The 24,331-nt window shown below is 60.3% G+C and carries 23 protein-coding genes and 1 pseudogene; 18 read left to right on the top strand and 6 right to left on the bottom strand.

What is annotated here, in order from left to right; genetic code table 11:
• Nucleotides 1–3: 3 nt before the first annotated feature.
• From ACO08A_RS20605 to ACO08A_RS20620, 4 genes are all read left to right on the top strand, one after another.
• Nucleotides 4–486, top strand: a complete 483-nt coding sequence (locus ACO08A_RS20605) for a gluconokinase (protein ID WP_422041788.1) — start codon at nucleotides 4–6, stop codon at nucleotides 484–486.
• Entirely contained in the window at nucleotides 483–1,370 is an 888-nt protein-coding gene (locus ACO08A_RS20610) for an NAD(P)-dependent oxidoreductase (RefSeq protein WP_422037802.1), read from the top strand. Before ACO08A_RS20605 ends, ACO08A_RS20610 begins: the two co-directional genes overlap by 4 nt.
• Entirely contained in the window at nucleotides 1,367–1,699 is a 333-nt protein-coding gene (locus ACO08A_RS20615) for a hypothetical protein (RefSeq protein ID WP_421983933.1), read from the top strand. Before ACO08A_RS20610 ends, ACO08A_RS20615 begins: the two co-directional genes overlap by 4 nt.
• A 125-nt stretch (nucleotides 1,700–1,824) precedes the next feature.
• Nucleotides 1,825–2,841 carry a LacI family DNA-binding transcriptional regulator gene (locus ACO08A_RS20620; RefSeq protein ID WP_422037803.1) on the top strand — a complete coding sequence of 339 codons (1,017 nt, stop codon included), beginning with the start codon at nucleotides 1,825–1,827 and terminating at the stop codon, nucleotides 2,839–2,841.
• A 20-nt stretch (nucleotides 2,842–2,861) separates the two neighbouring features.
• On the opposite strand, the gene ACO08A_RS20625 is transcribed toward ACO08A_RS20620, so the two are convergent.
• Nucleotides 2,862–3,809 (bottom strand): LacI family DNA-binding transcriptional regulator, encoded by a 948-nt coding sequence (locus ACO08A_RS20625; RefSeq protein WP_422041789.1) that lies wholly within the window; start codon nucleotides 3,807–3,809, stop codon nucleotides 2,862–2,864.
• A 214-nt stretch (nucleotides 3,810–4,023) separates the two neighbouring features.
• Here ACO08A_RS20625 and ACO08A_RS20630 point away from each other — a divergent pair, with 214 nt between their 5' ends.
• The 13 genes from ACO08A_RS20630 to ACO08A_RS20690 all read left to right on the top strand — a co-directional run bounded on the left by ACO08A_RS20630 (nucleotide 4,024) and on the right by ACO08A_RS20690 (nucleotide 18,153).
• Nucleotides 4,024–5,532 (top strand): sugar ABC transporter ATP-binding protein, encoded by a 1,509-nt coding sequence (locus ACO08A_RS20630; protein WP_422037804.1) that lies wholly within the window; start codon nucleotides 4,024–4,026, stop codon nucleotides 5,530–5,532.
• Nucleotides 5,533–5,542: 10 nt separating this feature from the next.
• On the top strand, nucleotides 5,543–6,565 hold the full coding sequence (locus ACO08A_RS20635; protein ID WP_422037805.1) for an ABC transporter permease: 1,023 nt from the start codon (nucleotides 5,543–5,545) through the stop codon (nucleotides 6,563–6,565).
• Between the two features lie 23 nt (nucleotides 6,566–6,588).
• Nucleotides 6,589–7,638, top strand: coding sequence for a substrate-binding domain-containing protein (locus ACO08A_RS20640; protein ID WP_422037806.1), 1,050 nt, complete (start codon nucleotides 6,589–6,591; stop codon nucleotides 7,636–7,638).
• A 130-nt stretch (nucleotides 7,639–7,768) separates the two neighbouring features.
• The gene (locus ACO08A_RS20645) at nucleotides 7,769–8,542 is read left to right on the top strand and encodes an ATP-binding cassette domain-containing protein (RefSeq protein WP_306144652.1); all 774 of its coding nucleotides are present in this window, start codon (nucleotides 7,769–7,771) and stop codon (nucleotides 8,540–8,542) included.
• A gap of 10 nt (nucleotides 8,543–8,552) precedes the next feature.
• Nucleotides 8,553–9,680, top strand: a complete 1,128-nt coding sequence (locus tag ACO08A_RS20650; protein WP_420333080.1) for an ABC transporter permease — start codon at nucleotides 8,553–8,555, stop codon at nucleotides 9,678–9,680.
• A gap of 40 nt (nucleotides 9,681–9,720) precedes the next feature.
• Nucleotides 9,721–10,857 (top strand): substrate-binding domain-containing protein, encoded by a 1,137-nt coding sequence (locus ACO08A_RS20655; RefSeq protein ID WP_422037807.1) that lies wholly within the window; start codon nucleotides 9,721–9,723, stop codon nucleotides 10,855–10,857.
• 140 nt (nucleotides 10,858–10,997) lie between these two features.
• On the top strand, nucleotides 10,998–12,029 hold the full coding sequence (locus tag ACO08A_RS20660; RefSeq protein WP_422037808.1) for a LacI family DNA-binding transcriptional regulator: 1,032 nt from the start codon (nucleotides 10,998–11,000) through the stop codon (nucleotides 12,027–12,029).
• A gap of 147 nt (nucleotides 12,030–12,176) precedes the next feature.
• Nucleotides 12,177–13,268 carry an ABC transporter ATP-binding protein gene (locus ACO08A_RS20665; RefSeq protein ID WP_421983925.1) on the top strand — a complete coding sequence of 364 codons (1,092 nt, stop codon included), beginning with the start codon at nucleotides 12,177–12,179 and terminating at the stop codon, nucleotides 13,266–13,268.
• Between the two features lie 29 nt (nucleotides 13,269–13,297).
• On the top strand, nucleotides 13,298–14,629 hold the full coding sequence (locus ACO08A_RS20670) for an extracellular solute-binding protein (protein ID WP_306144647.1): 1,332 nt from the start codon (nucleotides 13,298–13,300) through the stop codon (nucleotides 14,627–14,629).
• A gap of 65 nt (nucleotides 14,630–14,694) precedes the next feature.
• Complete coding sequence (locus ACO08A_RS20675) at nucleotides 14,695–15,618, top strand: carbohydrate ABC transporter permease (protein ID WP_421983924.1); 924 nt, start codon at nucleotides 14,695–14,697, stop codon at nucleotides 15,616–15,618.
• On the top strand, nucleotides 15,618–16,490 hold the full coding sequence (locus ACO08A_RS20680) for a carbohydrate ABC transporter permease (protein ID WP_422037809.1): 873 nt from the start codon (nucleotides 15,618–15,620) through the stop codon (nucleotides 16,488–16,490). Before ACO08A_RS20675 ends, ACO08A_RS20680 begins: the two co-directional genes overlap by 1 nt.
• Nucleotides 16,490–17,230 (top strand): cytochrome b561 domain-containing protein, encoded by a 741-nt coding sequence (locus tag ACO08A_RS20685; protein ID WP_422037810.1) that lies wholly within the window; start codon nucleotides 16,490–16,492, stop codon nucleotides 17,228–17,230. The genes ACO08A_RS20680 and ACO08A_RS20685 overlap by 1 nt, the downstream gene beginning before the upstream one ends.
• Nucleotides 17,230–18,153 carry an SMP-30/gluconolactonase/LRE family protein gene (locus ACO08A_RS20690; RefSeq protein ID WP_422037811.1) on the top strand — a complete coding sequence of 308 codons (924 nt, stop codon included), beginning with the start codon at nucleotides 17,230–17,232 and terminating at the stop codon, nucleotides 18,151–18,153. The genes ACO08A_RS20685 and ACO08A_RS20690 overlap by 1 nt, the downstream gene beginning before the upstream one ends.
• 158 nt (nucleotides 18,154–18,311) lie before the next feature.
• On the opposite strand, the pseudogene ACO08A_RS20695 reads toward ACO08A_RS20690, so the two are convergent.
• Nucleotides 18,312–18,482: pseudogene (locus ACO08A_RS20695) on the bottom strand (IS3 family transposase); the annotation flags it as partial.
• 406 nt (nucleotides 18,483–18,888) lie between these two features.
• On the opposite strand from ACO08A_RS20695, the gene ACO08A_RS20700 reads away from it, so the two are divergent.
• The gene (locus ACO08A_RS20700; protein ID WP_422037812.1) at nucleotides 18,889–20,274 is read left to right on the top strand and encodes a hypothetical protein; all 1,386 of its coding nucleotides are present in this window, start codon (nucleotides 18,889–18,891) and stop codon (nucleotides 20,272–20,274) included.
• A gap of 112 nt (nucleotides 20,275–20,386) precedes the next feature.
• Here ACO08A_RS20700 and ACO08A_RS20705 read toward each other — a convergent pair whose 3' ends face one another.
• Genes ACO08A_RS20705 through ACO08A_RS20720 form a run of 4 tightly spaced genes read right to left on the bottom strand, consistent with a single transcriptional unit; the run spans nucleotide 20,387 to nucleotide 24,326 of the window.
• Nucleotides 20,387–21,319, bottom strand: a complete 933-nt coding sequence (locus tag ACO08A_RS20705; protein WP_422037813.1) for a DMT family transporter — start codon at nucleotides 21,317–21,319, stop codon at nucleotides 20,387–20,389.
• A gap of 11 nt (nucleotides 21,320–21,330) precedes the next feature.
• Nucleotides 21,331–22,230, bottom strand: a complete 900-nt coding sequence (locus ACO08A_RS20710) for an NAD(P)-dependent oxidoreductase (RefSeq protein ID WP_422037814.1) — start codon at nucleotides 22,228–22,230, stop codon at nucleotides 21,331–21,333.
• A 25-nt stretch (nucleotides 22,231–22,255) separates the two neighbouring features.
• Nucleotides 22,256–23,335 carry a Gfo/Idh/MocA family protein gene (locus ACO08A_RS20715; RefSeq protein WP_422037815.1) on the bottom strand — a complete coding sequence of 360 codons (1,080 nt, stop codon included), beginning with the start codon at nucleotides 23,333–23,335 and terminating at the stop codon, nucleotides 22,256–22,258.
• 43 nt (nucleotides 23,336–23,378) lie between these two features.
• On the bottom strand, nucleotides 23,379–24,326 hold the full coding sequence (locus tag ACO08A_RS20720) for a phytanoyl-CoA dioxygenase family protein (RefSeq protein WP_422037816.1): 948 nt from the start codon (nucleotides 24,324–24,326) through the stop codon (nucleotides 23,379–23,381).
• Nucleotides 24,327–24,331 lie beyond the last annotated feature (5 nt).

Consider the following 24,331-nt stretch of genomic DNA (forward strand, 5'->3'; position numbering starts at 1 on the left):
ATCATGGGCGTGTCCGGATGCGGCAAAAGCAAGATCGGACAGGCGTTCGCCGAAGCTGCCGGTGCCGACTTTTTCGACGGGGACGACCTGCATCCCGCTGAAAACATTGCCAAGATGAGCCGGGGTGAGCCACTGAACGACGCCGACCGCGCGCCGTGGCTGGACAAGGTCGGCGACCAGCTGGCGCAAGCGCGCGGACCGATGGTGATAGCGTGCTCCGCGCTCAAGCGGATCTACCGTGAGCGCATCCGCGCCAGCGCCGGCAAACCGGTCACCTTTCTCTACCTGGAAGGCACGCGTGAGGTGTTGAGCGAACGCATGAAGCACCGCGACGGCCATTTCATGCCGGTCGCCCTTCTCGACAGCCAACTTGCGACGCTGGAAGCGCCTGATGCCGATGAGCTGACGGTCAAGGCGTCGATCGATCAATCCCCCGAAGCGGTGGTTGCAGAGCTGCTTTTGAAACTTCAAAGGGAAGCAAAATGAGTGAAAACGTCGCCTTGATAGGCGCCGGCGCCATGGGTGGCGCCATTGGAACGCGCCTTCTGGAAACGGGAAACAGGCTGTGCGTATTCGATCTCGACAAGGAGAAAGTCGACGCGCTTGTTGAAAAGGGGGCGGTTGCTGCCTCGTCTGCCGCCGATGCGGCCCGGCAGTCCGACTTCGTCATCACGAGCCTCAACTCCGCGCGGATCGTCGACATTGCCGTTTTCGGCGATAGCGGCGTGGCGTCGGGGGCAAAGGACGGTACGCTGGTGATCGACATGTCGTCGATCGATCCGGAAGCGACCAAGGCCCTTGCGGAAAAAGCCTCGGCCAGCGGCATTCGTTGGGTGGACAGTCCCCTGTCGGGCGGAGCGCCCAAGGCGCTGATCGGCGAGTTGACGCTCATGGCCGGCGGCGCAGAGCAGGATGTCAAGGACGCTCACAAGGTGCTGCGGCATGTCAGCTCGAACTACACGCATATGGGGCCCTCAGGTGCCGGTCAGACGACCAAGCTGATCAACCAGGTCCTGTGCGGGCTCGGCTTTCTCGCCGTTGCCGAGGCAACGCAGCTTGCGCTTGATGCCGGCGTCGACGCCGCCAAGATCCCGACCGCGCTCAAGGGGGGACGCGCCGACAGCGCGCTGCTTCAGGAATACATGCCGCGTTACGTGGAGCGCGACTACCGCCGCACCGGCCGGATAGACAACATGGTGAAGGACCTCAACGGTGCGCTTGATCTTGCACGGGTCAACAACACGGCCATGCCGCTGACATCGCTGTGCGCGGAGATCCACCGAATGCTGACGGCCGCCGGTCTCGGCGGGGAGGACGAGGCCGCACTGATGGAGTTTTTCAAGGGGCCCGATAAGGAGCAGTTCAAATGATCACGCGTTTCGCCTTGTTCGAAGGCAGTGTCAAATCCGGCAAGACGCCCGAATTCCGGGCCGCCGTCACCGAACGGCTCGTGCCGCTCTGGCGGCAGTTTCCCGGCAACAGCGATGTGCGGGTGATGTTCGGTGAAGAGCGGGACGAGGGGGCGCCCGAGTTTCCGCTCATTCTGGCCATCACCTACCCGGACAAGGAGGCCATGGCCGGTGCGTTGCAAAGCGACGCCAGAAACAAGTCGCGCGACGTGACCGGCGAAATCGTCGCCGAATTCTTTGACGGGCGCATCCATCATCATGTGACCGAGGCGAACGAATACACCGGGTAACATCGGACGGGCATCATGCCGGCAACTTCAAATCCTGTGTCCCTCCCAGGCGGGTCCTTCGCTGCGATTGCAGCGGCGGGCCCGTTTTGCGTATTTTGGGGCAACAAGAATCGTGTGAGGGATGAATGCAGCGCGCTGTGACGATGAAGGATGTTGCGCAACAGGCCGGCGTGTCCGTTATGACGGTGAGCCGCGCTTTCAAGCAACATGCTTCCGTGGGTGAAGAGACCCGGAAGCGGATCCTCAGGATTGCCGAAGACCTCGGTTATGTCTTCGACAGCAACGCGGCGACGTTTCGCTCGCAGAGGACCGGGTTTGTTGCCGTCGCCATTCCGTCCATCAACAACGCCAACTTCGCCGACACGGTCGGGGCGATGTCGGAAGTCCTCAAGGAGGCGGACCTGCAGGTCCTTTTGGGCTACAGCAACTATGACATTCAGGAAGAAGAGGTCATCGTCGAACAGTTCCTGCGGCGGCGGCCCGAAGCGATCGTGCTGACCGGGGGACGGCACACCGAGCGCACACGCCGGTTGCTCGACCGTGCCAACATACCGGTGATCGAGACCTGGGATCTGCCGGAAGACCCGATCGGCCACGTCGTCGGCTTTTCCAACGCGGCCACGATGCATGACCTGGTCGGACACCTGGTTGCAAGCGGGCGCGAACGGATCGCCTTCATCGGCGGCGATACGGACGGGGATACGCGCGGCGCCGACCGCAGACGCGGCTTTATCCGGGCCATGGAAGAAAGATCCCTGTCCGCGGATCGGCTGATCGGTGCGGGCGATCCTCCGATCTCCATGCGCGAAGGTGCGGACGCAATGTCGCTTCTCCTTGAGAAATACCCCGACACGCAGGCCGTGATCTGCGTGTCGGACCTGTCCGCCTTCGGGGCGCTGACCGAGTGTGCCCGCAAGGGCGTGAGCGTTCCCGAAGATGTTGCCGTTGCAGGCTTCGGCGCCTACGACATTTCGTCCATCTGCGTGCCGACGCTGACGACGGTCAATCCGCGACCGGAGGAAATCGGCCGCAGAACCGGGGAACTGATCCGGAAACTGCTGAGAGGCCCGGGCGATGGAGACGGGGCTCCGGTGCGGATCGGCATCGAGCCTTCATTGAGCATCGGTGAATCGAGCACCTGATCCGCGCGTAGAACCGTCCGTCAGACCGTGTCTCCGGGCACGAGCCGAAAGCCGACATCGCTGACGGCATTGGCGGTATCCCCGGATATCTTCAGAAGCAGGTTTTCCGCGGCAAGCTGCCCTATGCGCAGATGGTTCACCTGGACCGTCGTCAGGCGGTAGGGGAGGACAGAAGCGATCGGCAACTCGCCCCACCCGGCAATTCCGATGTCTTCCGGAATGCGGATGCCCTGCGCCTGGCAGAAGTGGACCGCACCAATTGCCATATTGTCGTTCTGAAAGAATATGACCTCGACATTCGGATCGGACGAGAGCAGCTGTTCGGTACCGTAGAACCCGGGATAGAACCCGGGAATATCGTTCAGGCAGAGCTGTCTCGTGAGTTTGCCACCGCCGTCCTCAATGGCCTTTGCATAGCCGTTCAGCCGCGATGTCGCGGCATTGGCCGCATCGTGGGACGTGCCGACATAACCGAAGCGCGCATATCCCTTCGACAGGAGAAAACGGCCCATGTCGTAGCCGCTATCGAAGTGGTTCAGTCCGACGCTCATGTCGATCGGGCTGGAATTGAGGTCCCAGATCTCGACAAGGGGGATGTTGGCGCCTTGCAGGAGCTGCACGGCGCGGCGCGTGTGCGCGCGTCCGGTGAGGATCAGGCCGGCCGGTTTCCACGACAGAACGGTCTCGATCCAGTTCTCTTCCTCGCCCAGTTCATGCTGTGTCATGCCGAGAACCGTCTGATGATTGAAGCTGACAAGCTTGCGGTCGATCCCCTCCAGCACATGTGTGAAAACCTCGTTGCCGAGGTCGGGGATACTGACGCCGACAAAGGTCGTGCTCTTGTCGCCGGCAAAGACGGTCGCGATCCGGTTGGGCAGGTATCCAAGGCGCTCCACTTCCGCCATGACCTTGACCCGGGTCTTTTCCGAATACCCGCCTTCCTCGCGCAGGACCCTGCTGGCGGTCATTTTTGACACGCCCGCCGCCTTGGCGACCTCTGATAGGCTTATCTTGTTGGTTTTGCTTGCTATTTTCGGTCTCGTTAATTTTTACGTTATCGATAACTTTTTTATTGACTTCGATATGTGACAGGCGGATGATAGTCCTACGTTACCGGTAACTCAACTCCGTTACGACAACAAGGCGGAGATCAGGGGGCAGGTAGCGATCGGGAGGAAACCAGTGCCAGGCAGTTTGAAAAACCGTCTCTTCTTTGACGGCATTCAGAAACACTTTGGCGGCACCTATGCCGTCCGCGATGTTTCGCTCTCGATCGATCGGGGCGAGATTGTTGCGCTTCTGGGTGAGAACGGCGCGGGCAAGTCCACCCTCATCAAGATACTTGGCGGTATCCACAAGGCCGATGAAGGCCGTGTCCTGATCAACGGCGACCCTTACGAGCACCGGCCGGGCGGGTTCGGGCAGCGTCAGGCGGTCGCGTTCATCCACCAGGATCTCGGCATGATCGAATGGATGACGGTTGCCGAGAACATGGCGCTCGCGCTCGGGTTCTCAAAACAGTTCGGGCTGATCAAGTGGAACGACGCGGAGACCTTTGCCGCGGAAGCGCTCGCCAAGGTCGGCTGCGATTTCTGCCCGACAACGCGTGTCCAGGATCTGTCGCGCACCGAGAAATCCCTGGTCGCTATCGCTCGTGCACTTGCCGTCGATTGCGATTTCCTGGTTCTTGACGAACCGACTGCATCGCTGCCGACCGACGAGGTCGCGCGCCTCTTCGACGCGCTGCGCCCGCTTCGCGACCGCGGCGTCGGCATGATCTACGTTTCCCACCGCCTTGATGAGATCTTCCAGATTGCGGACCGCGTTGCGGTTTTGCGTGACGGTGAACTCGTGGGCGTGCGGGCCATCCAGCACACCACCACCGAAGAACTCGTGCACATGATCGTCGGGCGGAAAACCCGGCAGGTCAGCAAGCTGAACGAGGCTCCCGGCGAGCCGGTTCTGACGGTCCGCGATCTGAAGACCCGCTCGACGGGCCCTGTGGATTTCACGCTTCACCGCAACGAACTTGTCGGGCTGGTCGGCCTTCGCGGGGCAGGGCACGAAGAGGTTGCCCGCGCGCTTTACGGTCTTGGAGAGCATGCCGGCGAGATCGACCTTGCAGGGATCGGCGCTCCGGACCTGCGCTCACCGAAGACGGCGCTGGATTCCGGCGTCGGACTTGTTGCCCGCGACAGGACGGAAGAATCCGTCGCGATGCCGCTGACGATCCGTGAAAACACCTTTCTCAATCCCGAGGCAACGGGACGCGGCCTGTTTTCGATCCTGTCGCCGGGCGAGGAAACCCGCATGGCGGAGGAAATCGGCCGCGAGGTTGCCCTCAGTCCGAATGATCAGACCATGGCGATCGAGGCTCTTTCGGGCGGCAATCAGCAGAAAGTGGTGATCGCGCGCTGGCTGGCGACCAAGAGGAAGCTGTTGATCTGCGAGGATCCGACCGCCGGTGTCGATGTCGGCGCGAAGGCGGAAATCTACGCGCTCCTGAACAAGGCGCTTCTTGAGGGTGTCGGCATCCTGCTGGTGTCGACGGACTTCGAGGAAGTCGCAACGATCTGTCACCGGGCGATCGTCTTCAGCCAGGGAAAAATTGTCGGTGAGCTGGCAGGGACCAAGCTGTCGACGGAAAACCTTATCCAGGCCGCGTCGGCCAGCAACGTCGCTGCTGCTTGAGGAATAGAAAATGCAGTCACTTGAATCCAATGCTCTGGAACCAACCAAGTCGGAAATCGAAGGTCTTTCGATCCGCGGCAAGCTGCTGCGTTTCCTTCCGGTCTACGGCCTGGTGATCCTGACGCTGTTGCTGATCCTTGTGTTCTCGGTGCTTTTGCCGAAGACGTTTCCGACGCTGCTGAACCTCAGGGCGATCATTTCCGACAAGGCCATCATCGCGCTGCTTTCGCTCGGGGCGATGATCCCGATGGCCGCAGGCCGCATCGATCTGACCGTCGGCTACGGCATCGTTCTCTGGCACATTCTGGCGATCAGCCTGCAGACCCTCCTCGGCATTCCCTGGCCGATGGCCGTGGTGATCGTGCTGATGCTCGGCGCCATGACCGGTTTCTTCAACGGTCTCCTGGTCGAAGTCGCCAAGATCGACAGCTTCATCGCGACGCTTGGAACCGGCACGGTGCTCTATGCAATCGCGCTCTGGCACACCGGAGGCCGCCAGATGGTCGGCGTCTTGCCCGACGGGTTCTATTCCCTCAGCACCACATTCGTGTTCGGGCTTCCGATCACGGGATACTACCTGATCGCGATCACCGTGTGCATGTGGCTGATCCTCGAATACACCCCGGTCGGCCGGTATCTCTATGCCATCGGCGCGAACCAGCGCGCGGCGCAGCTCAACGGTATTCCGACCCGCAAATACGTGATCGGCGCCTTCATGGCCTCCGGCACGATGACCGCGCTCGCCGGTGTCCTGCTCGCGTCCAAGCTCAGGATCGGTCAGGCGAGTGTCGGACTTGAGTTTCTTCTGCCGGCACTGGTCGGCGCATTTCTCGGATCGACAACGATCAAACCCGGCCGCGTCAATGTCTGGGGCACGGTCGTCGGTGTTGCGATCCTGGCCGTCGGGATCTCCGGCATCCAGCAATTCGGCGGCTCTTTCTGGGTCGAACCGCTCTTCAACGGTGTCACGCTGCTGATCGCGATCGGCATCGCAGGCTATGCGCAGCGCCGGAAAGGCGCAGCGAAAAAGTAAGTTTTTTGCAAAGGGAGGAAACTATGCAAAAACGCGATTTTCTGAAAACAGTCCTGGCGACAACCATGCTCGCAGGCCTCGGCTGGCCGGCATTCGCCGAAACCGCCTGGGACGGGCCGACCACCGGACCGGCGGCAGCGGACGGCAAGACCGTCGTCGTCGTCGCGGCCGACCTGAAGAACGGCGGCATTCTCGGCGTGACCAATGGCGTTGAGGAAGCCGCGGCAAAAATCGGCTGGGACGTCAGGGTTCTTGACGGTGCCGGGTCGATCCAGGGACGTACGGCCGCCATCGGACAGGCGCTTGCGCTGCAGCCGGATGGGATCGTCATCAACGGGTTTGATGCCGTGGAACAACAGGCGGCGCTGGAAGGCGTTGTTTCGGCCAACATCCCGATGGTTGCCTGGCATTCGGGCCCGAAGATCGGCTGTGATGCGCCGGGCGGAATTTTCGCCAACATCTCCACCGATGCCATGACCGTCTCCGAGGTTGCCGCGAACTGGGCGATCGAAGACGGCGGCCAGGATATCGGGGTCATCATCTTCACAGATTCCACCTACCAGATCGCGATCGACAAGGCCGACCGGCTGAAGGAAACCGTCGAGGCGGCGGGTGGCAAGGTGCTTGAATATGTCGATACGCCGATCGCCGACACGTCGACCCGCATGGGACCGCTGACAACCAGCCTCCTGCAGAAATACGGGGACAGCTGGACGCACGCGCTGGCGATCAACGACCTCTATTTCGACTTCATGGGACCGGCCCTGGCATCTGCCGGCATCTCGGCAGCGGACGGGCCCCAGGCGGGCTCCGCAGGCGATGGGTCCGAGGCCGCATTCCAGCGTATCCGCACCGGCGGCTACCAGACGATCACGGTTGCCGAACCGCTCAATCTCCAGGGATGGCAGCTGGTCGATGAACTCAATCGCGCCGTCCAGGGCGAACCGTGCTCCGGTTACGTGACGTCTCCGGCGCTGGTCACGCAGACAGGCCTGGAAAAGATGGGCGACAGCAACGCGTTCGACCCGGACACGCCTTACCGCGAAGCCTACTCCAAGATCTGGGGCAAGTAAGTCTTCGCAAAACAGGTCGCCTGGAGCAGCCCCGGGCGACCTGCTGACTGAACGAAACCGAGTAACGGACCGTCTCCCTGGCGCGGGTCTCCGCGAACGGGAGAGGTCTATCGAAAAGCAGAGTGGAAACATGTCTTCCGGCGAGCAAAATTCCGATCCCCTGGTGACGATGCGCAATATCTCCAAACGTTTTGGAGGTGTGCACGCGCTGACACAAGTCGATCTCGATGCCTATGCAGGAGAGGTCCTAGCGATTGTCGGCGACAACGGCGCGGGCAAGTCGACCCTGATCAAAATTCTCACAGGGGTCTACCAACCGACCGAGGGCGAGATCTTCGTCGGCGGCAAGAAACTGACAATGAACAGTCACTCGGATGCGATCGACGAGGGTATCGATGCCGTCTACCAGACGCTCGCGCTCGCCGATCATCTCGATCCGGCATCGAACATGTTTCTCGGCAACGAGCTGACACGCTCTTTCCTGGGCATCACCGTACTCGACAACAAGAGGATGCGGTCCGAAACGGAACGGGTCCTGTTCGAGCGCCTCGGTGTCCGGCTTCGCTCGCTCGATGTTCCCACGTCAAGCCTGTCGGGAGGCCAGCGGCAGGCGGTTGCGATTGCGCGAGCGGTCTATCACGAGGGCCTCAGGGTCCTCGTGATGGACGAACCCACGGCCGCGCTCGGACCTCAGGAAACCGCACGGACCCTGAAACTCATAAAGGCCCTGAAGGCACAGGGTCTCGCAGTCATCCTGATTTCCCATTCGCTCGACGACGTGTTCGAGGTCGCGGATCGGGTTCATGTGCAAAGGCGCGGCAGATGCGCCGGTGTCGTTCATGTTTCGCAAAGCTCGCAGCAGGACGTTCTCGCCCTGATCGTGGGTGCGGAAGAAGCGGCATAAGGGGGTAGAGATGACAACGGCAGCACAGTCAAACGGACCGACGCGGTTCTCCGAAAGGATCGAACCGTTCCTGGCGATCATCGGCCCCATGGTGATGATCCTCGCCATTCTCCTGTTCATGGGGGTCGCGGAGCCGGCACGTTACTTCCGCCTTTCGAACCTCAATCTCATATTGCTCGACGCGGCGCTCTACATGCCGATGGCCATGGCGATGACCTTCGTTATCACGCAGCGCGGGATCGACCTGTCGATCGGTTCCGTCGCGGCGCTGACGTCGATCATTATGGCGTTCCTGATCAAGCAATACGGATTTTCCGCCCCCGTCGCGATCATCATAGCGCTTTTGCTCGGCGCGATTTTCGGCCTGATCAACGGTCTTGTGATCACCAAGTTCAAGGTGCCCGACCTGATCGGCACGCTTGCGATGGATCTGGTCTACAGGGGTTTTGCACTCGTGATCGCAAAGGGACTGGTGCTGGCGCGCTTCCCGGAAATCATGACCGAAATCGGTCGCGGCCAGATCCCGGGCTTCATTCCGGTTCCGGTGGTGATCGGCCTTCTGACGATGGCGCTCGGCTACTGGCTTTTGAAAAAGACCTATTTCGGCCGCTACACCGTTGCGATCGGGTCCAATCCGGAAGCCGCCGAGATGACCGGCATCGCGGTCGACCGCTACAAGATCTATGCCTATGTGCTCATGGGAGCCTGTGCAGCGCTTGCCGGCGTCATGCTGACCGGCAAACTCAACGCGATCCAGGCGACATCCGCACCCTATTTCAACCTGCATGTCATCGCTGCCGTCGTGGTCGGTGGAACGTCGCTCTTCGGCGGGCGTGCCTCGATGCTCGGCTCGCTGGCCGGTGTCCTGCTTCTGTCCATGATGATCAATGCCCTGGTGACGCTCAGGATCGAGTTTTTCTGGCAGTCGGTCGCATCCGGCGTGGTGATCGTGTCTTCGGTCGCGCTCTACACCTGGCTGCAGAAAAAGGACCGTGACGGTGCCAAGGGCATTCTTGATGCGTTGAAGACCCCGGAAAGCATCCGGCTGCTGCGCCTGTCCGGCGGTCTGATCGCCGCACTTGCACTTCTGCTTCTCATTGGAACTCTGCTCGCCGGCGCTCCGGTTGCCAGCGGCTGAGTTCCCGTACTGCGGACTTCATCAAAGGGAGGAATTTGAGATGAAACTGCTGAAATCTACACTTTGCGTCCTGTTGCTGACCGGCACGAGTGCCCTTTCACAGGGTAACCTGCCACTCAAGGAATTGCCGGGTCATGCCGACCGGGACTACTGGGTGCCGGGCGAGGTGAACGCGGAAGGCAAGCTTGAAGCTCTGCAAGCCGTTGTCGGTGGCGAGGGCGTGAAGTTCTCCGGAACGCAGGACAAGCCGGTCGAGATCGCATTGATCTACCCGTCTGCCGACACGTCCGATTTCTGGGCCCGCAACTATCTTGCCATGACCAAGCGGCTGGAAGAGCTGGGGATCGAGTACAACACGACCGAATTTGCCAGCCGCCAGATCGAGCACTCGCTGCAGTCGACCTATGCGAACCAGGTCCTGCAGGACGGTGACATCTACGACTATGTCATCTTCGGCCCGTCGGAACTCGCCATCCAGGCCGACAACATCGACAAGCTTGCCGGAAATGACGACTTCAGGACCTATGTCTGGGCGTTCCACACACCGCTCAAGGATCTGAAGAACCAGCCGGACGTTTGGTTCGACTTCTCGTCGGCAGCCGGTGCCCTGGTCATGTGCGACTACATGCTCGAGCGGCTCGGCAATGGCGTGACCATGGCGATGAACCGGGGTATTCCCGGTATCACGGACAACCAGCGCTCGGGCGACTTCAAGGACTGCGTCATGGAAAAGGGCGACTGGAAGGTCGCTTACGAACACTATGGCGAATATCAGCGCGAAGGCGGTTTTGAAGGCACCAGCCTGATCCTTCAGGCCTATCCGGAAGCGACGATCATCCACAACGCGAACACCGCCATGGCGATGGGCAGCGTGGAAGCGCAGATTGCGGTCGGCAAGGAAAAGGAAGTCTTCTCGACTGGATGGGGCGGCACGGGCCTTGAGCTTGACGCGATCCGGCGGGGCGAACTGGATGCCACCCCGATGCGCATGGGCGATGATGTCGGTGCGGCAACGGCCGAAGCCATCAAGGCGGACCTGGAAGGCAGGGCGGACGAGCTGCCGCTGGTCTTCCTTGGCCGGATCACCGTTGCCCATGACCAGCTGAGCGCGGAAGAGCTCGATGCATTGCAGACGGAGGCTTTCCGTTTCTCCGGCGTCGGTGCGCTCGAGCGCTAGCAAGTCCGCACGTTCTGCCGGCGATCCGGTCGGAAACTGACCTAACGGATTGATCAGACGTGCAAAACGTTGCGCTACCGGTATACTCCTCGCCGGTAGCGCGACTCTTTTGAGCCCTAGGCTCCGAACGGGGAATTCAATTGGCAAGGGACGGCGGAAAACAGGGACCGGTCACGATGCGCGATGTCGCCCGGGCTGCAGGCGTGTCCCGGATGACCGTGTCGCGTGCCTTGCGGAAGGACAGCCCCGTTTCCCTGAAGACGCGGGAACATATCCTCAAGGTGGTCCGGGACATGAACTACGTGCCCGACCAGATGGCCGGCAGTCTGACAACGCGCAAGTCAGGTTTCGTCGCCACGCTGCTTCCGTCATTAAACAACCTTCATTTTGCCCTCACGGTTCAGTCGCTTACGGAAGAACTTGAAGATATCGGTTTGCAGATCCTGCTCGGGCATACCGACTATTCAGCCGAACGCGAGGAAGAGATCCTCGAGACGATGCTGCGGCGGCGCCCGGAAGCCATCGTCCTGTCCTATGACGGTCATACCAGGCGGACCGCGGACCTCATGCGCGAGGCAAACGTTCCCGTTATCGAGATCTGGGAAACACCCGAGAACCCGATTGAACACACGGTCGGCTTCTCCAACTTCGAGGCAGCCCGCCAGATGACGGAACAGCTCATCGGGTCGGGATACGAGCGGATCGCTTTCCTGGGGGAGGGCCAGGACGACTGGACACGCGGTGCGGCCCGGCGGAACGGCTATCTCAAAGCCATGGGCGAGGCCGGTCTGTCGGCGCATCGCATGGTCCAGTATGGCATTCCACCCCTGACGATCGAGGCCGGGTCGGAGGCCGCCGGCCAGATCCTCCAGGACTACCCGGATACGGATTGCGTGTTCTGCGTCTCCGACATCGCCGCATTCGGTGTACAGAGCCGGCTGATCTCACAAGGTTACAAGGTTCCGGACGACATTGCGGTTGCCGGATTTGGCAATTTCGAAGTGTCGCGTTTCGCCGTGCCCAAACTGTCGACCGTCGTTGTGGATCCGGTCAGCATCGGACGCGAAACAGGCAAGCTCCTGAAAAGGCTTCTCGTTTCCGATAAGTCCCTAGAAGCCCCCGCACAGCAGATCCTCGTTCCGGCCGAGGTTGAATTCCGCGAAAGCACCTGATTGCCACGCGGCTGCCGGGTCCAGATGAAAATTTAACAAAATTTCTCTTGTTACCGATAACACATGTGATATTGTGACCGGTAACAAATTGGAAATGTGACCGGTCACATAGCGCTTGCATCGTCAATCGGTGCCCCGGGAGGAAAAATGCCGCGCATCAGACTTGAAAACCTCGTGAAGCGATACGGGAACTTCGAGGTGCTTCACGGCATCAATCTGGACATGGAGGAGAATGAGTTCACCGTTCTCGTCGGCCCGTCCGGATGCGGGAAATCCACCACGTTGCGCATGATCGCCGGTCTGGAAACCGTCAGCGACGGCGAAATTTTCATCGACGACAAACCGGTCAGCAAGCTCGAGCCGAAGGCGCGCGACCTGGCGATGGTGTTTCAGGATTACGCGCTTTATCCGCACATGAATGTCGCCCGGAACATGTCGTTTGCGCTGCGCCTTCAAAGGCGTCCGAAAAAGGAAATCGACGAGAAAGTCGGCAAGGTGGCCGACATGCTCGGGCTGACGAATTTCCTTCACCGGAAACCGGGTGAGCTGTCCGGCGGGCAGCGGCAGCGCGTTGCGATGGGACGGGCGCTGACGCGGGATGCGGGCACGTTCCTGTTCGACGAACCCCTGTCGAACCTGGATGCGAAGCTGCGCGGACAGATGCGTGCCGAGCTGGCGCTCATGCGCCAGAAGGTCCGCAAGAACATGATCTACGTGACGCATGACCAGATCGAGGCGATGACGCTCGGCGACAGGATCGTCGTCATGCATGGCGGATACATCCAGCAGCAGGGCACCCCGGAAGAGCTCTTCAAGCGGCCTGCGAACAAATTCGTCGCCGGTTTTCTCGGCTCGCCGCCGATGAACTTTCTGGAAGCCGAAGTCCAGGATCTCTCGGGACGCTCGTTCGTCTCCGGCAACGGCTTCGAACTGGTTCTGCCGGAGGACAAGGCGGCCGCCGTCGCATCGCTGTCCTCCAACGCCATCACGCTCGGCATCCGTCCCTCCGATCTGCACTACAGCCCGGACGCGCCGGATCATGAATCCATCGACCTCAAGGTGATCGTCTCCGAGTACATCGGCGCCCAGTCCGTTCTCCTGTGCGATTGCGGCGGCCAGAAAGTCGAGGTCGAACTCAAGTCCGAAACGCCCATTGCCCTGGGCGAAACACTGAGATTTGCGGTCAACAGGGAGGGCATACACATGTTCGACCGCGAGACAGAGGTTGCCATCAGGTGATCTGAACCTTGCTTCTAAGGGAGGAATGAATGCTGAAATACCTGAAAACGACAGTCTGTGCCGTCGCCGGGCTCGCGCTTGGCGCAACAGCCGCGCTCGCCAATCCTTACGAGGAGTTTGCCGGCGAGACGCTTGTGGTCAATTTCCCCGCGCACCCGCATTTTGATGCGGTGATGAAGGTCCTGCCGGAGTTCACCAAGGAAACCGGGATCCGGGTGGAAGTCGACCAGCTGCAATATCTGAAAATGCGTGAGCGGCAGACACTGGAGCTGACGAAGAACCGCGGCGACTACGACCTGATTGCCTATGTCGTGTTCTCCAAGGCCGACTATGTCTATGCCGATCAGCTTGAAAACCTGGCGCGCTTCTTCATGAACCCGAAACTGGCTGACCCGAACTATGAGGCAGAAGACCTCATTGACGGTTACGTCGCCAATATCGGTGTTGCCGGCGGCAAGAAAGGCTATCTTCCGGGCCCGACCGGTTCGCTTTTCGGACTGCCCTTCGGCTCTGAGACCTCGATCCTCGGCTATCGGAAAGACATTTTCGACAAGCACGACCTGAAAGTGCCGGAAACCTACGAGGAACTGCTGGAACTCGTCTGCCTGATCCCGGAACTGGAACCCGGCATGGGCGGTCTTGCCTCGCGCGCGGCCTCCGGCCACCACGCCAGCCACGCGTTCCTTTTGCACCTGGCACCGCTCGGAGGGCGGATCTTCGATGACGAATGGAAGCCGATCGTCAACAACGCGGAAGGCGTGCAGGCAGCGGAAGCCCTGAAGAAGATCGTCAATTGTGGCGCGGAAGGTTCCAAGACCTTCGGTTTTGCCGAAGCAGGCGCGTCCTTCCTGCAGGGCAACTCGGCCATGTTCCTGGATTCCACGGTCTTTGCCGGTCAGGTCAACAATCCCGACAAGTCCAAGGTGGTCGGCCTTGTTGAGTGGGCGCCGCATCCCGTTGGCGTGAGGGCCGGTTCCCAGACGGGCGGCTTCGGCATCGGTATTCCGAAGAATGCCCAGAACAAGGACGCGGCCTTCCTGCTGATGCAGTGGCTGACCAGCAAGAAAGCCGACAAGCTGATCGCCATGGCCGGCGGCAACCCGTCCCGCTATTCGACCCATGCCGACGCGGACGTGAACGAGAAGTTCCCGCACATGGCAACCTTCGGTGAAGCGCTCAAGAACGCCGATCCGGACTGGCGTCCGATCATCCCGGTCTGGGGCAAGATCAATGCCGATCTCGGCACGACGCTCTCCAAGATCATCACGGAAGACGCACCGGTTCAGGAGTCCCTTGACGGTGTCGCCGAGCGCACGCAGGCGCTGATGGATGATGCCGGGTACTACACCTGGACCCAGTAACCCAGACGCTGCCCCGCGGCCTGGCCGCGGGGCTCTCTAAAAATCCTCACTGAAAGCGATCCGCAATGAGCGTTGCGATCAAGGCCAATCGGCTGACCCCATACATGTTTCTGGCGCCGGCAGGGATCATCCTGGTTTTCGCGCTGCTCTATCCGATTGGATACATGGTCTATGCCAGTTTCCTGGATTGGAGCCCGAGCCAGCGGATCGGCCAGGCCGAGTTCATCGGGTTTCGGAACTATGTGAACCTGTGGAACGACGATGCCTTCCGGGAAAGCTTCTGGGTGACCATCCGGTTTGCCGCGATCGTCGTGACACTCGAAATGATCCTTGGTGTCGGTCTTGCCCTGCTGCTGGACCGGAAACTCAAGGGCATGGCTGTGCTTCGCACGGTCTTCATCCTGCCGATGATGATCGCGCCGATCGTGGTCGGCCTGATGTGGCGCTACATGTATCACCCGACCGTCGGCATCTTTAACCGCACGCTCAAGAGCTTCGGGTTCGAGGGTATACCCTGGCTCTCCGACAGCACCTGGTCGTTCATTGCGATCGTGATTGCCGATGTCTGGCAGTGGACGCCGTTCATCTTCATCCTGGCGCTTGCCGCGATGCAGTCGCTGCCGCGCTCGGCGCTGGAAGCGGCTGAGATCGACGGTGCCAACGAGTGGCAGAAGATCTTTCTGATCAAGTTGCCGCTGATGATGCCCGTCCTGATCGTCACGCTTCTGCTGCGCCTGATCGATGCCTTCAAGGTGCTGGAGGTGATCCTGGTCCTGACCAATGGCGGTCCGGGTCTCTCCACGGAAATTCTCGCGCTTCGCATTTTCCGGACCGCACAGGAGTTCCAGGAGCTCGGAGAAGCAGCCGCCATGTCGAACCTGCTGCTCATGTTGCTGATGGCGCTGACCATCGGAATGTTCTTGTACAACCGCGTTCAGGAAGCCCGTGCCGCCCGCCAACGCGCAGCCGCCGAAAAGGACGACACCTGATGTCCGTGCAATCGGAAAAACAGAACCCGGCCTTTTATGCCCTCATCGTTGCGCTTGTGGTGATGAGTGTCGGCCCGATCGCCCTGATGCTGGCAACCTCGTTCAAGACCAATGTCGACGTCTATGACGCCTCGGTGTCCGCCTTCTTCTTCTCGCCGACGATCAAGAACTACGAGACGGTGCTGTGCAATTTCCTCTGGTACGAACCGGAGCATGTGGACTACTGCGACCCGACCTTTGGCCGCGCGCTGGTCAACTCGCTGATCGTCGGGCTGATCTCGACCGGGCTGACGCTGACCATCGGCTGCATGGCAGCCTACGCGCTTGTGCGCTTCAAGTTCATGGGACGCGGCGCCGTCTCCATGACGACGCTGCTCATGCGCATGGTTCCGCCCGCTGTCCTGCTCGTCCCGGTCTTCGGTATCTGGACCTTCCAGTATGGCCTCGACCAGACCTATACCGGCATCATCCTGATCTACACGGCGATGAACTTGCCCTTCGTGATCTGGATCCTTCAGAGCTTCATCGTGCAGGTGCCGATACAGCTCGAAGAGGCCGCGCGCATGGACGGTGCCAATCCGTTCCAGGTGTTCTTTCTGGTCGTGCTGCCAATCATTCAGCCCGGCCTTGCCGCCGCCGCGATCTTTACATTCCGGATTGCATGGAATGAATTTCTTCTGGCAAACGCCCTGTCGGGACGTTCGACACGCACCGTGCCTGTCACGATCGTGAATTCGATCACCGAGTACGACATCAACTGGGGCGTGATCATGGCGACGGGCATGCTGCTGGCGATCCCGCCGATCCTGTTCACGTTCGTGGCCTCCAAGCAGATCATCACCGGCATGACGGCAGGGGCCGTGAAGGGATGATGATGGAGTGGCTGATATCCCCGATGGATGCGGCCAGACCTCATGAAATCGGCCTTGCCTTGTCATGGCATGCCCGGTTCATGGTCCTGGGCTGGGGCATACTTGCCCCGCTGGCGATCATGATGGCGCGTTTCTTCAAGGTTCTGCCCGGTCAGGATTGGCCGCGCGAACTGGACAGCAAGATCTGGTGGCGCAGTCACTGGATCTCCCAGTCTCTTGTGATTGCGCTCTCCATTGTCGGGCTCGTGCTTGTCCTGATGTCTTCCCAAAACACCGGCACAGCCCTGGTTCATCGGCTCTTTGGCTATTCGGTCCTTGCCCTGGCAATGGTTCAGGCGTTTTCCGGTCTCTTGCGCGGAAGCAAGGGCGGCCCGACAGACAGGCGCGCTGACGGTTCCCTAAGGGGAGATCACTACGATATGACCCGTCACCGGTTGATTTTTGAAGCGGTTCACAAGGGTTGTGGTTATCTTGCCCTGATCCTCATGGCCGGAGCGATCGCAAGCGGTCTTTGGACGGCAAACGCGCCAAACTGGATGTGGCTGACGCTTGTTTGCTGGTGGAGCATTCTTCTTGTCGCGTCGGTCTATCTGCAACGGCTCGGATGCGCGGTCGATACCTATCAGGCAATCTGGGGGCCTGACCCGGGGCATCCGGGAAACAGGATGAAACAACAGGGATGGGGGACGCGGCGGCCCGACTTCCCGCAACAGGCATTCGATAAGCAACGGGAAACATGATGTTTGGCGTTTTGGAAGGAACCGGTTTCGAAGTCATAGAACCGGAATTTGAAGACTGTTTCGTTGGACATGTGCGGGTCGAGCGCCTTTGGTCGGGAGCGCGCTGGTCCGAGGGTCCCGCCTGGTTTCCGGCGGGCCGCTATCTCGTCTGGTCCGACATTCCCAACAACCGTATCCTGCGCTGGGACGAAACCGACGGATCGGTTTCGGAGTTCAGGCGCCCGTCCAACAATGCCAATGGAAACACGGTGGATGCGCAAGGCAGGCTCGTGACCTGCGAGCACCTGACACGGTGCGTGACGCGGACCGAGCATGACGGCTCGATCAGCGTCCTTGCTTCGCACTGGGACGGCAAGCGGCTGAATTCGCCCAATGATGTCGTTGTCAAGTCGGACGGCTCCGTCTGGTTTACAGACCCGTCCTACGGGATCCTGATGGATTATGAGGGCGACCGCGCGGACAGCGAGATCGGCAGCTGCAATGTCTACCGGGTAGACCCGGATACCGGTGCCGTGGAGCTTGTCGCCGACGGCTTCTTCAAGCCCAACGGTCTTGCCTTCTCCGGAGACGAGGAGTGGCTGTTCGTCTCGGACACGGGTATCACGCATGACGCGGACGGACCGGCGCATATCGAAAAATTCAAGATCGGGAGCGACGGCAAGTCGCTGGAAGACCGCGGTGTGTTCGCGTCCTGCACGGCCGGCATTTTCGACGGGTTCCGTCTCGATCGGGGCGGCCGCATCTGGAGTTCGGCGGCCGACGGCGTTCATTGCCTGAATGCAGACGGCGTTCTGATCGGAAAGATCCGCATTCCGGAAATGGTCGGCAATGTCTGTTTCGGCGGTCCGAAACTCAACCGGCTGTTCATCGCCGGTACAAGCTCGCTCTATTCGGTCTATCTGAACGTGAACGGCGTAAAGTGAACCGGAAGCCCTGCTAGTCACCTGAATCTGAAGTTCGACTCCTTTTGCAGCAGGCTTCGAACGAACTTCCGATTCAAACCGGTGACTAGCCAGGGTCCTTACCCTGTCCTTGCGGGACGCAAAAACGGCTTCGATCTGCACCGTCAAACCGCTCACCTCGAAGCGACAGGCGCCTCGCGGCGGCACAACTCGGCTATCGAATACTCCCCGCGCAAACCTTCCAGCACGATGCGGATCTTCTCCTCGGCCGAGAATTTGAGCGAAGTCTTCCGGCGAATGTCTTTTAATTGCTTTTCGGCCGGATCTTGTGGCCCGGATTTCTGTCTCATGGTTTCTGATCGGGCAGCTCTGATGAAACCTTGTTTCAAATTAGTTTTCTCGGGTTCCTTAGGCCGATAGGCCTCTTGCTTTGATGGATCAGGTATAAGCGCCCACGCCGGACGTAAGCGTTTGCAGACCTATGCTTATCCATAGCTTGTCGACCAGAAGCCGCTGTGATCAAGTGATCGGAATAAGCGAAGAAAATTTTCCTATGACAGCATGGGATCTTTCTTTAGCTCGGATCAATTTACTTTGGAATGCTAGGCAACCAGTCGCTACTAGATTCAGTATCTATAAAAATCTGGTGGCTACTCAGGTAGTTGACCTAGCTACGCCTTGCCCATGATCATCACATTTACTTTAAGCATTGAGAAATCTGTCGGCCTCAGCGGCAGAAACCTGAAGGCCGACGTCATGGCCATTCAAATGCGCATCAATGAATTGATGCCCCGCATTGGGGAGCCGCTTTCCGTCGACGGGATCGCAGGGCCCTTGACCCAGGGAATGATCGCCGACTTTCAGGCCGTGGCGCTGGGCTTCAGTCGGCCTGACGCACGGGTGGATCCAGGCGGGCGTACGGAACGCGGGCTGAACAATCCGGCATCGGCTGCGGCATGGCGTTGGACCGATCCAAGTCATGACCCCCAGCAATACATCCCCGCATTGCCGAAAAAGGCGAATGCGGCAAAGGGGAATACCGACACCGGTAGACGGGCGGCGGGCGGGGGCGAGGGCAGCCCCCAGGCCAACGGTGGCAGAGGCAACGGGAGCGTGCCGAAAGTGGTGGTTCCCAAGAACAAACCCTACCGCGACAAGGAGGGACATCTCGTTGTCGCCAAGGGGGCGGAGGCGCTTCGGGTCGCGCAGGGGAATCTCTCGTGGCTCCAAGACGTACAGGGATCCACGACCGGCCTTATCGGCGGCAGCTACGCCGTTCCGAAAGGCACGGTCGATCTTAAGCTCAAACAGGTGATTGTGGGTCAAACCGGCGGCGATACCGGCAAGGTATTCTGGATCCGCGGCAACACGCTTTACGCCAGCCGGGGGCTCGACTTCATCGTAAACCTGGAATCGTCAGGTCTTTTCAGAGAGATCAACAACCAGACACGGGCAGTGAAACCGGCCAGCAACGCCATGGCGGCCTTTGTCATGGGCTTCGGTACGACGATCATCGGAACGCCAGGTCTTGCCGTGACGGCGATCATTGTCTTTACCAAGGGTCTCGTCTTCTACAAGACCAGAGAAAAGCAGGTGAAAAGCGTCGCCGCGGTGATGCCGGACATCGTTGAGGGCTTCAAGTTCTTGAGGGACAAATGTCCAAACTTCTGGACCCACCTTCTTCGAGGTCTCGGCACGGCGTTTTCGACCGCTCTTTCGTCGGTACCCCAAGGCTTCACTGCCCAGCATGTCGCCAAGTTCATGGGCAAGATGATGGGGGGGCTGGGCGCGGCAGAAGAGGTCACCGTCACGGCCACGTTGAAGGTTCTGGGAATAGTGCTCGCAACCACCTTGCCGCTCGTTGCAGCCACTGGAACTGCGCGAAATGTGCAGCAGATCGTGAACTCGCTGACCACGTCCTTCGCGAAGGCGGGCATTCCGATCACCGAAGCGGACGCTCGCAAAATGGCGGACGAACTGGGCAAGCCCGGTGTCTCGCAACAGCTCGTAAAGCTGCACGCTGCGATGAGCAATGTGGATGGCCTGCTCCTCGATTTGGCTAACCACTGGCTCAAGGCAGACGGGCACAACGCAGTCCGGAAAATCTCACAGGCGGATAACGACATCTGGACACGCTTTTGACAATCGTGTTTTGCGTCGCGAACCTTGAGTATCCGTTTCTAGCGCGGTTTTGGTATCTGAAGTTCGCTGCGGAGACTGCTGGAGCAATGATGCGAACTTCAAATTCACCGCACTAAACGTCTGGCCCACCTGGCCGGGCCGCCTTGAGCCGGCGTGCGTAGAGAACACGTTCCCGGTAGAAGATGATCAGCCCGGAGGCGACGATGATGGCCGCGCCGATGATCGTCCACTGATTTGGCAGTTGATCGAAGACAAGATAGCTCGCAACCGTCAGATACAGGATGAAGACATAACCGAAGGGCATCAGCAGGTTGGCCGGCGCGAAGCTCATCGCGTTGGTCAGAAACTGGTGCCCGAGCCATCCCAGGATGCCCAGCCCGACCAGGACGCACCATTGAAAACCGGTCGAGGGGTTCTGCCATTCGAGAATTGCAAACGGCACCAGCGCGAAGGTTCCGACAAACCCGGTATAGAACTGCATCGTGTCCGGGGAGACGACGCCTGCCAGTTTCCGGGTCAGGATGGAATAAAGGGCAAAGCAGAAGGCAGCGGCCAGCGACAGCAGGACGGCAAAGTGAAAGTCCTCGTCGAACGGCCGAATGGCGACGGCGACACCTGCGAAGCCGAGCGCAACAGCGAACCAGCGGACCAGCCCGACGCGCTCGCGCAGCAAGGGCCAGGACAGGACGCAGATCATGATCGGTGACGAGAACAGGATGGTCGACGTGAGCGTCAGCGGCAGGTAGCGCAGGGCTGCGAAATTGAAGACCGTCGATCCGGTCAGGAGGGCGCCGCGCAGGAGCACCAGCCAGATCCGCTCGCAGCGCAATTGCCGGAAGTCGAAATCACTCGCGGCGAACAGGCCCAGTGAAATCACGAAATGGCCGAAGTAGCGCATGAACGACAGTTGCAGAGCGCCCAGACCCAGGACGCCCAGCCACTTCGAGCCCGTGTCGATGAAGGCGAAGGTGAGGTAGGCGACGAGGATCAGGACGATGCCGAGAAACGGCTTGTCTTCAACGGTCCGTGAAGCAAATCGCGCCATGCCTTACCGGTTTAGTCCTTGTCACCCGCCTTGAAGTGATCCACGAAGAAGTCGACCTGCAAGGGAACGAACTCGTCGCCTCTGCCGGCTTCGATGGAGAGGTCGAGCGCCTTCTTGGCTCCCGCCGCCATGATCGACTCCACGCCAAGACTTTCGGCCATGTCCGTGTAGTAGCCGACATCCTTGCGCGCATTGCGGATCGAGAAGGCGAGCTTGTTGGGATCGTTGTCGATCGCGTAGGCCTTGACGAAATCCATCATGCCGGAATGCAGCGGACCGGCTGCCATCACGTCATAGACCTTCTGACGATCGACACCCGCCTTGTCCGCCATGGCAAAGGCTTCCGACATGCCGTTCGCGACCGCCTGGGCGAAGAAATTGTTGATCAGCTTGATCGTGTGACCGGTGCCGAGCGCGCCGAGGTGGAAGACATTTTCGCCCAGGTCGTTCAGAACCGATTCCACGCGCGCATAAGCGGCCGCGTCTCCGGAACACATGAGGTTGAGCTTGCCTTCCAGGGCATGGGAGGGCGTGCGCCCGATCGGGCAGTCGAGGTAGGTCGCGCCGGCTTCGGCGACGGCTGCGCCGATCGTCTTCGTGGACGCGGGCAGGGAGGTGCCGAAGTCGATCACGATCTTGCCCGGCGTCAGCCCGGCGATCACGCCTTCCGGACCGTACATGCGGCTTTCCACCGAGACGGAGGTGTCGACGCAGAGCATGACGACATCGCTGGCCTCTGCCACTTCACGTGCGGATTTCGCTTCACCTGCACCACGGCCGACAAGCGCATCAACCCGCTCGCGCGACCGGTTGGCGACAATTGTCAGTTCATAGCCCTGGTCGAGAAGGCGGTTGCACATGGCCGCGCCCATCAGACCGATGCCGATAAAGCCAATCTTCGGTTTGCTCATGATCGTTCCTCAATTCATAAAGTTGTCAGACACTGTTTGCGTTCTGCGCCGGGCCTTCCGCCACGACAGGACGGCCGGTGCGCGCCGCCGTACGCACGGCTTCGACAAGGCGCAGCGCTTCGAGCCCGTCACGGCCGGAGACTTTCGGTATAGTGCTTTCCTGCCGGATGAGGCTTGCGAAATGCGTCAATTGCTCGTGAAGCGGATTGACCTTTTCGGTTGCGATCACCTCGTGTTTGAGCGGACGCGACCAGTCGCCTTCCTCATCTTTCGCATCTGTCCAGACACGCAGGGCCGGAAACTCGAAACTGCCCGCCGTGCAGCCGATGCGCCACGACGAAATCCCGGTCTCCGCGATGTTCGGGTTTTCACCGCTGGCGCCTTCGAAGCTCCACGGGGTCAGGGCCGCATCGGTCAATATGGCGGTGGCAATGACGCCGCTTGCGAAACGGATGTTGATCGCGGCGCTGTCCTCAACGGTGCTCCCGCGGGCATGGTGGGACACCATGGCCTGGACTTCCTGAACGGGACCGAACAGACCGACCAGCAGGTCCGCCTCGTGGATGAAGTTGATGAGCAGCGGACCGCCGTCACTCTTGCGGCGCCACAGCCCGGCCTGGAAGTAGCTGTCCGGTTTGCGCACCGCCCAGATCAGCGAGGCAGACACGGCATTGCCGAGGGCGGCGGTGTCGAGCAGTTCCTTCGCCTTCTCGACGGACGGGTGATAGCGGCGATGGTGACCGACCAGCAGGGGCAGGCCGCGCGCTTCGAACGCGCTGACAAGCCGCTCGCCGTTTTCGACAGTGTCCGCCACGGGTTTTTCAACCAGGGTCGCCCAGTTCCTTTCCAGGCAGGCCAGTCCGCTCGGCAGATGGTCCGAATTGGGTGTCGCGATGACGGCGGCGTGGCAGTCGGCAGCCGGCACACTGTCAAGGTCCGGCGCCCACCGGCAGTTCAGTTCCTGTGCCAGGGCCTGCTGATCCGGATTGGGGTCGACAATCCAGGCAAGGTCGATGTCCGGGTGCTCAGCCGCATGCCGCGCATGCCTTTGTCCGACAAGGCCGGCCCCGATGACCACGAGGCGAATGGGAGTGTTACGGTTCAATTCCCGTCTCCAACCAGAACGGTTGTTTGCTTGGTGTGCGTTCTTAAGCGCAGTAGGGCGCGTCGTTGCCCCAGCGGTGCTGAGGAATGTGCTCGCTGTGTGCGAGATGATGGCGGGTGTCTTCCCACATCTTCCTCCAAAGACGCCAGTCCTTGAGTTCGGAGCCGGGATTGCTGCGTGACCTTGCGACAAATTCGGGGAAGTGGCTTCGTCCCGACGGCTGTCCCGTCACGTGATAGCGCAGATCGAACGACCAGCGGTAATGATCGCTCTTGTTGGCGAGCGACCCGTGCGGGGTCAACGGGTGGAAGATGACGGCACCGCCGGCCTTGACGGGAACCGGTGTGGCGTCGTCCTTGGGCAGAAACGGTTCGGCAATTCCGACCTGAGACCTGGAACAATGCGGCAGCATTTCCTGGTAGGCTCCGGGGGCGACCTGCAGGCAGCCGTTTTCGATCGTGGCGTCCGTGATCGCCAGCCAGACGGTCACGAAGGTGGTTTCGTCCGCTTCTTCCAGGGTCACGCCCTGGTCCTGGTGCCAGTCGGTCGCGATGACATGGGCGCGGTTCTCGGATGCCGCCACGGCGTGCTGCGGCGGCTTTATGCGGACATGCTGAATCGGATTGGAGGAGATTTCCGGTCCGATAAGGGCTTCGACGCAATCCAGAATATTGGCATTCGTGGCCATGTCGAAGACGGCCGGGCCGAAATGCATCGGCGTGTCGTCCGAAATGCCCGAGTGCGGCAGGCTGATGTCGAAGGGTTGATACCACTCGAACCCGCCCCTGTAGGCCCTGTCCAGCTTATCCCAGAAGCCCATTCCCTCGTCAGGCTGCGGGACCTTGCCGTCCTTCTGCCACGAGCCGTAGAGATCGTCCATGAGGGAACTATACTCGTTGCGGACGCTTGTCAGGGCATCCTCATCCAGCAGGCCCTCGACAACGAGGTAGCCTTGTTTACGGAACAGATCGACATCGCCTTGACTAAGCATGATGT

Source organism: Roseibium sp., from assembly GCF_965232425.1.
Classification (GTDB): domain Bacteria; phylum Pseudomonadota; class Alphaproteobacteria; order Rhizobiales; family Stappiaceae; genus Roseibium.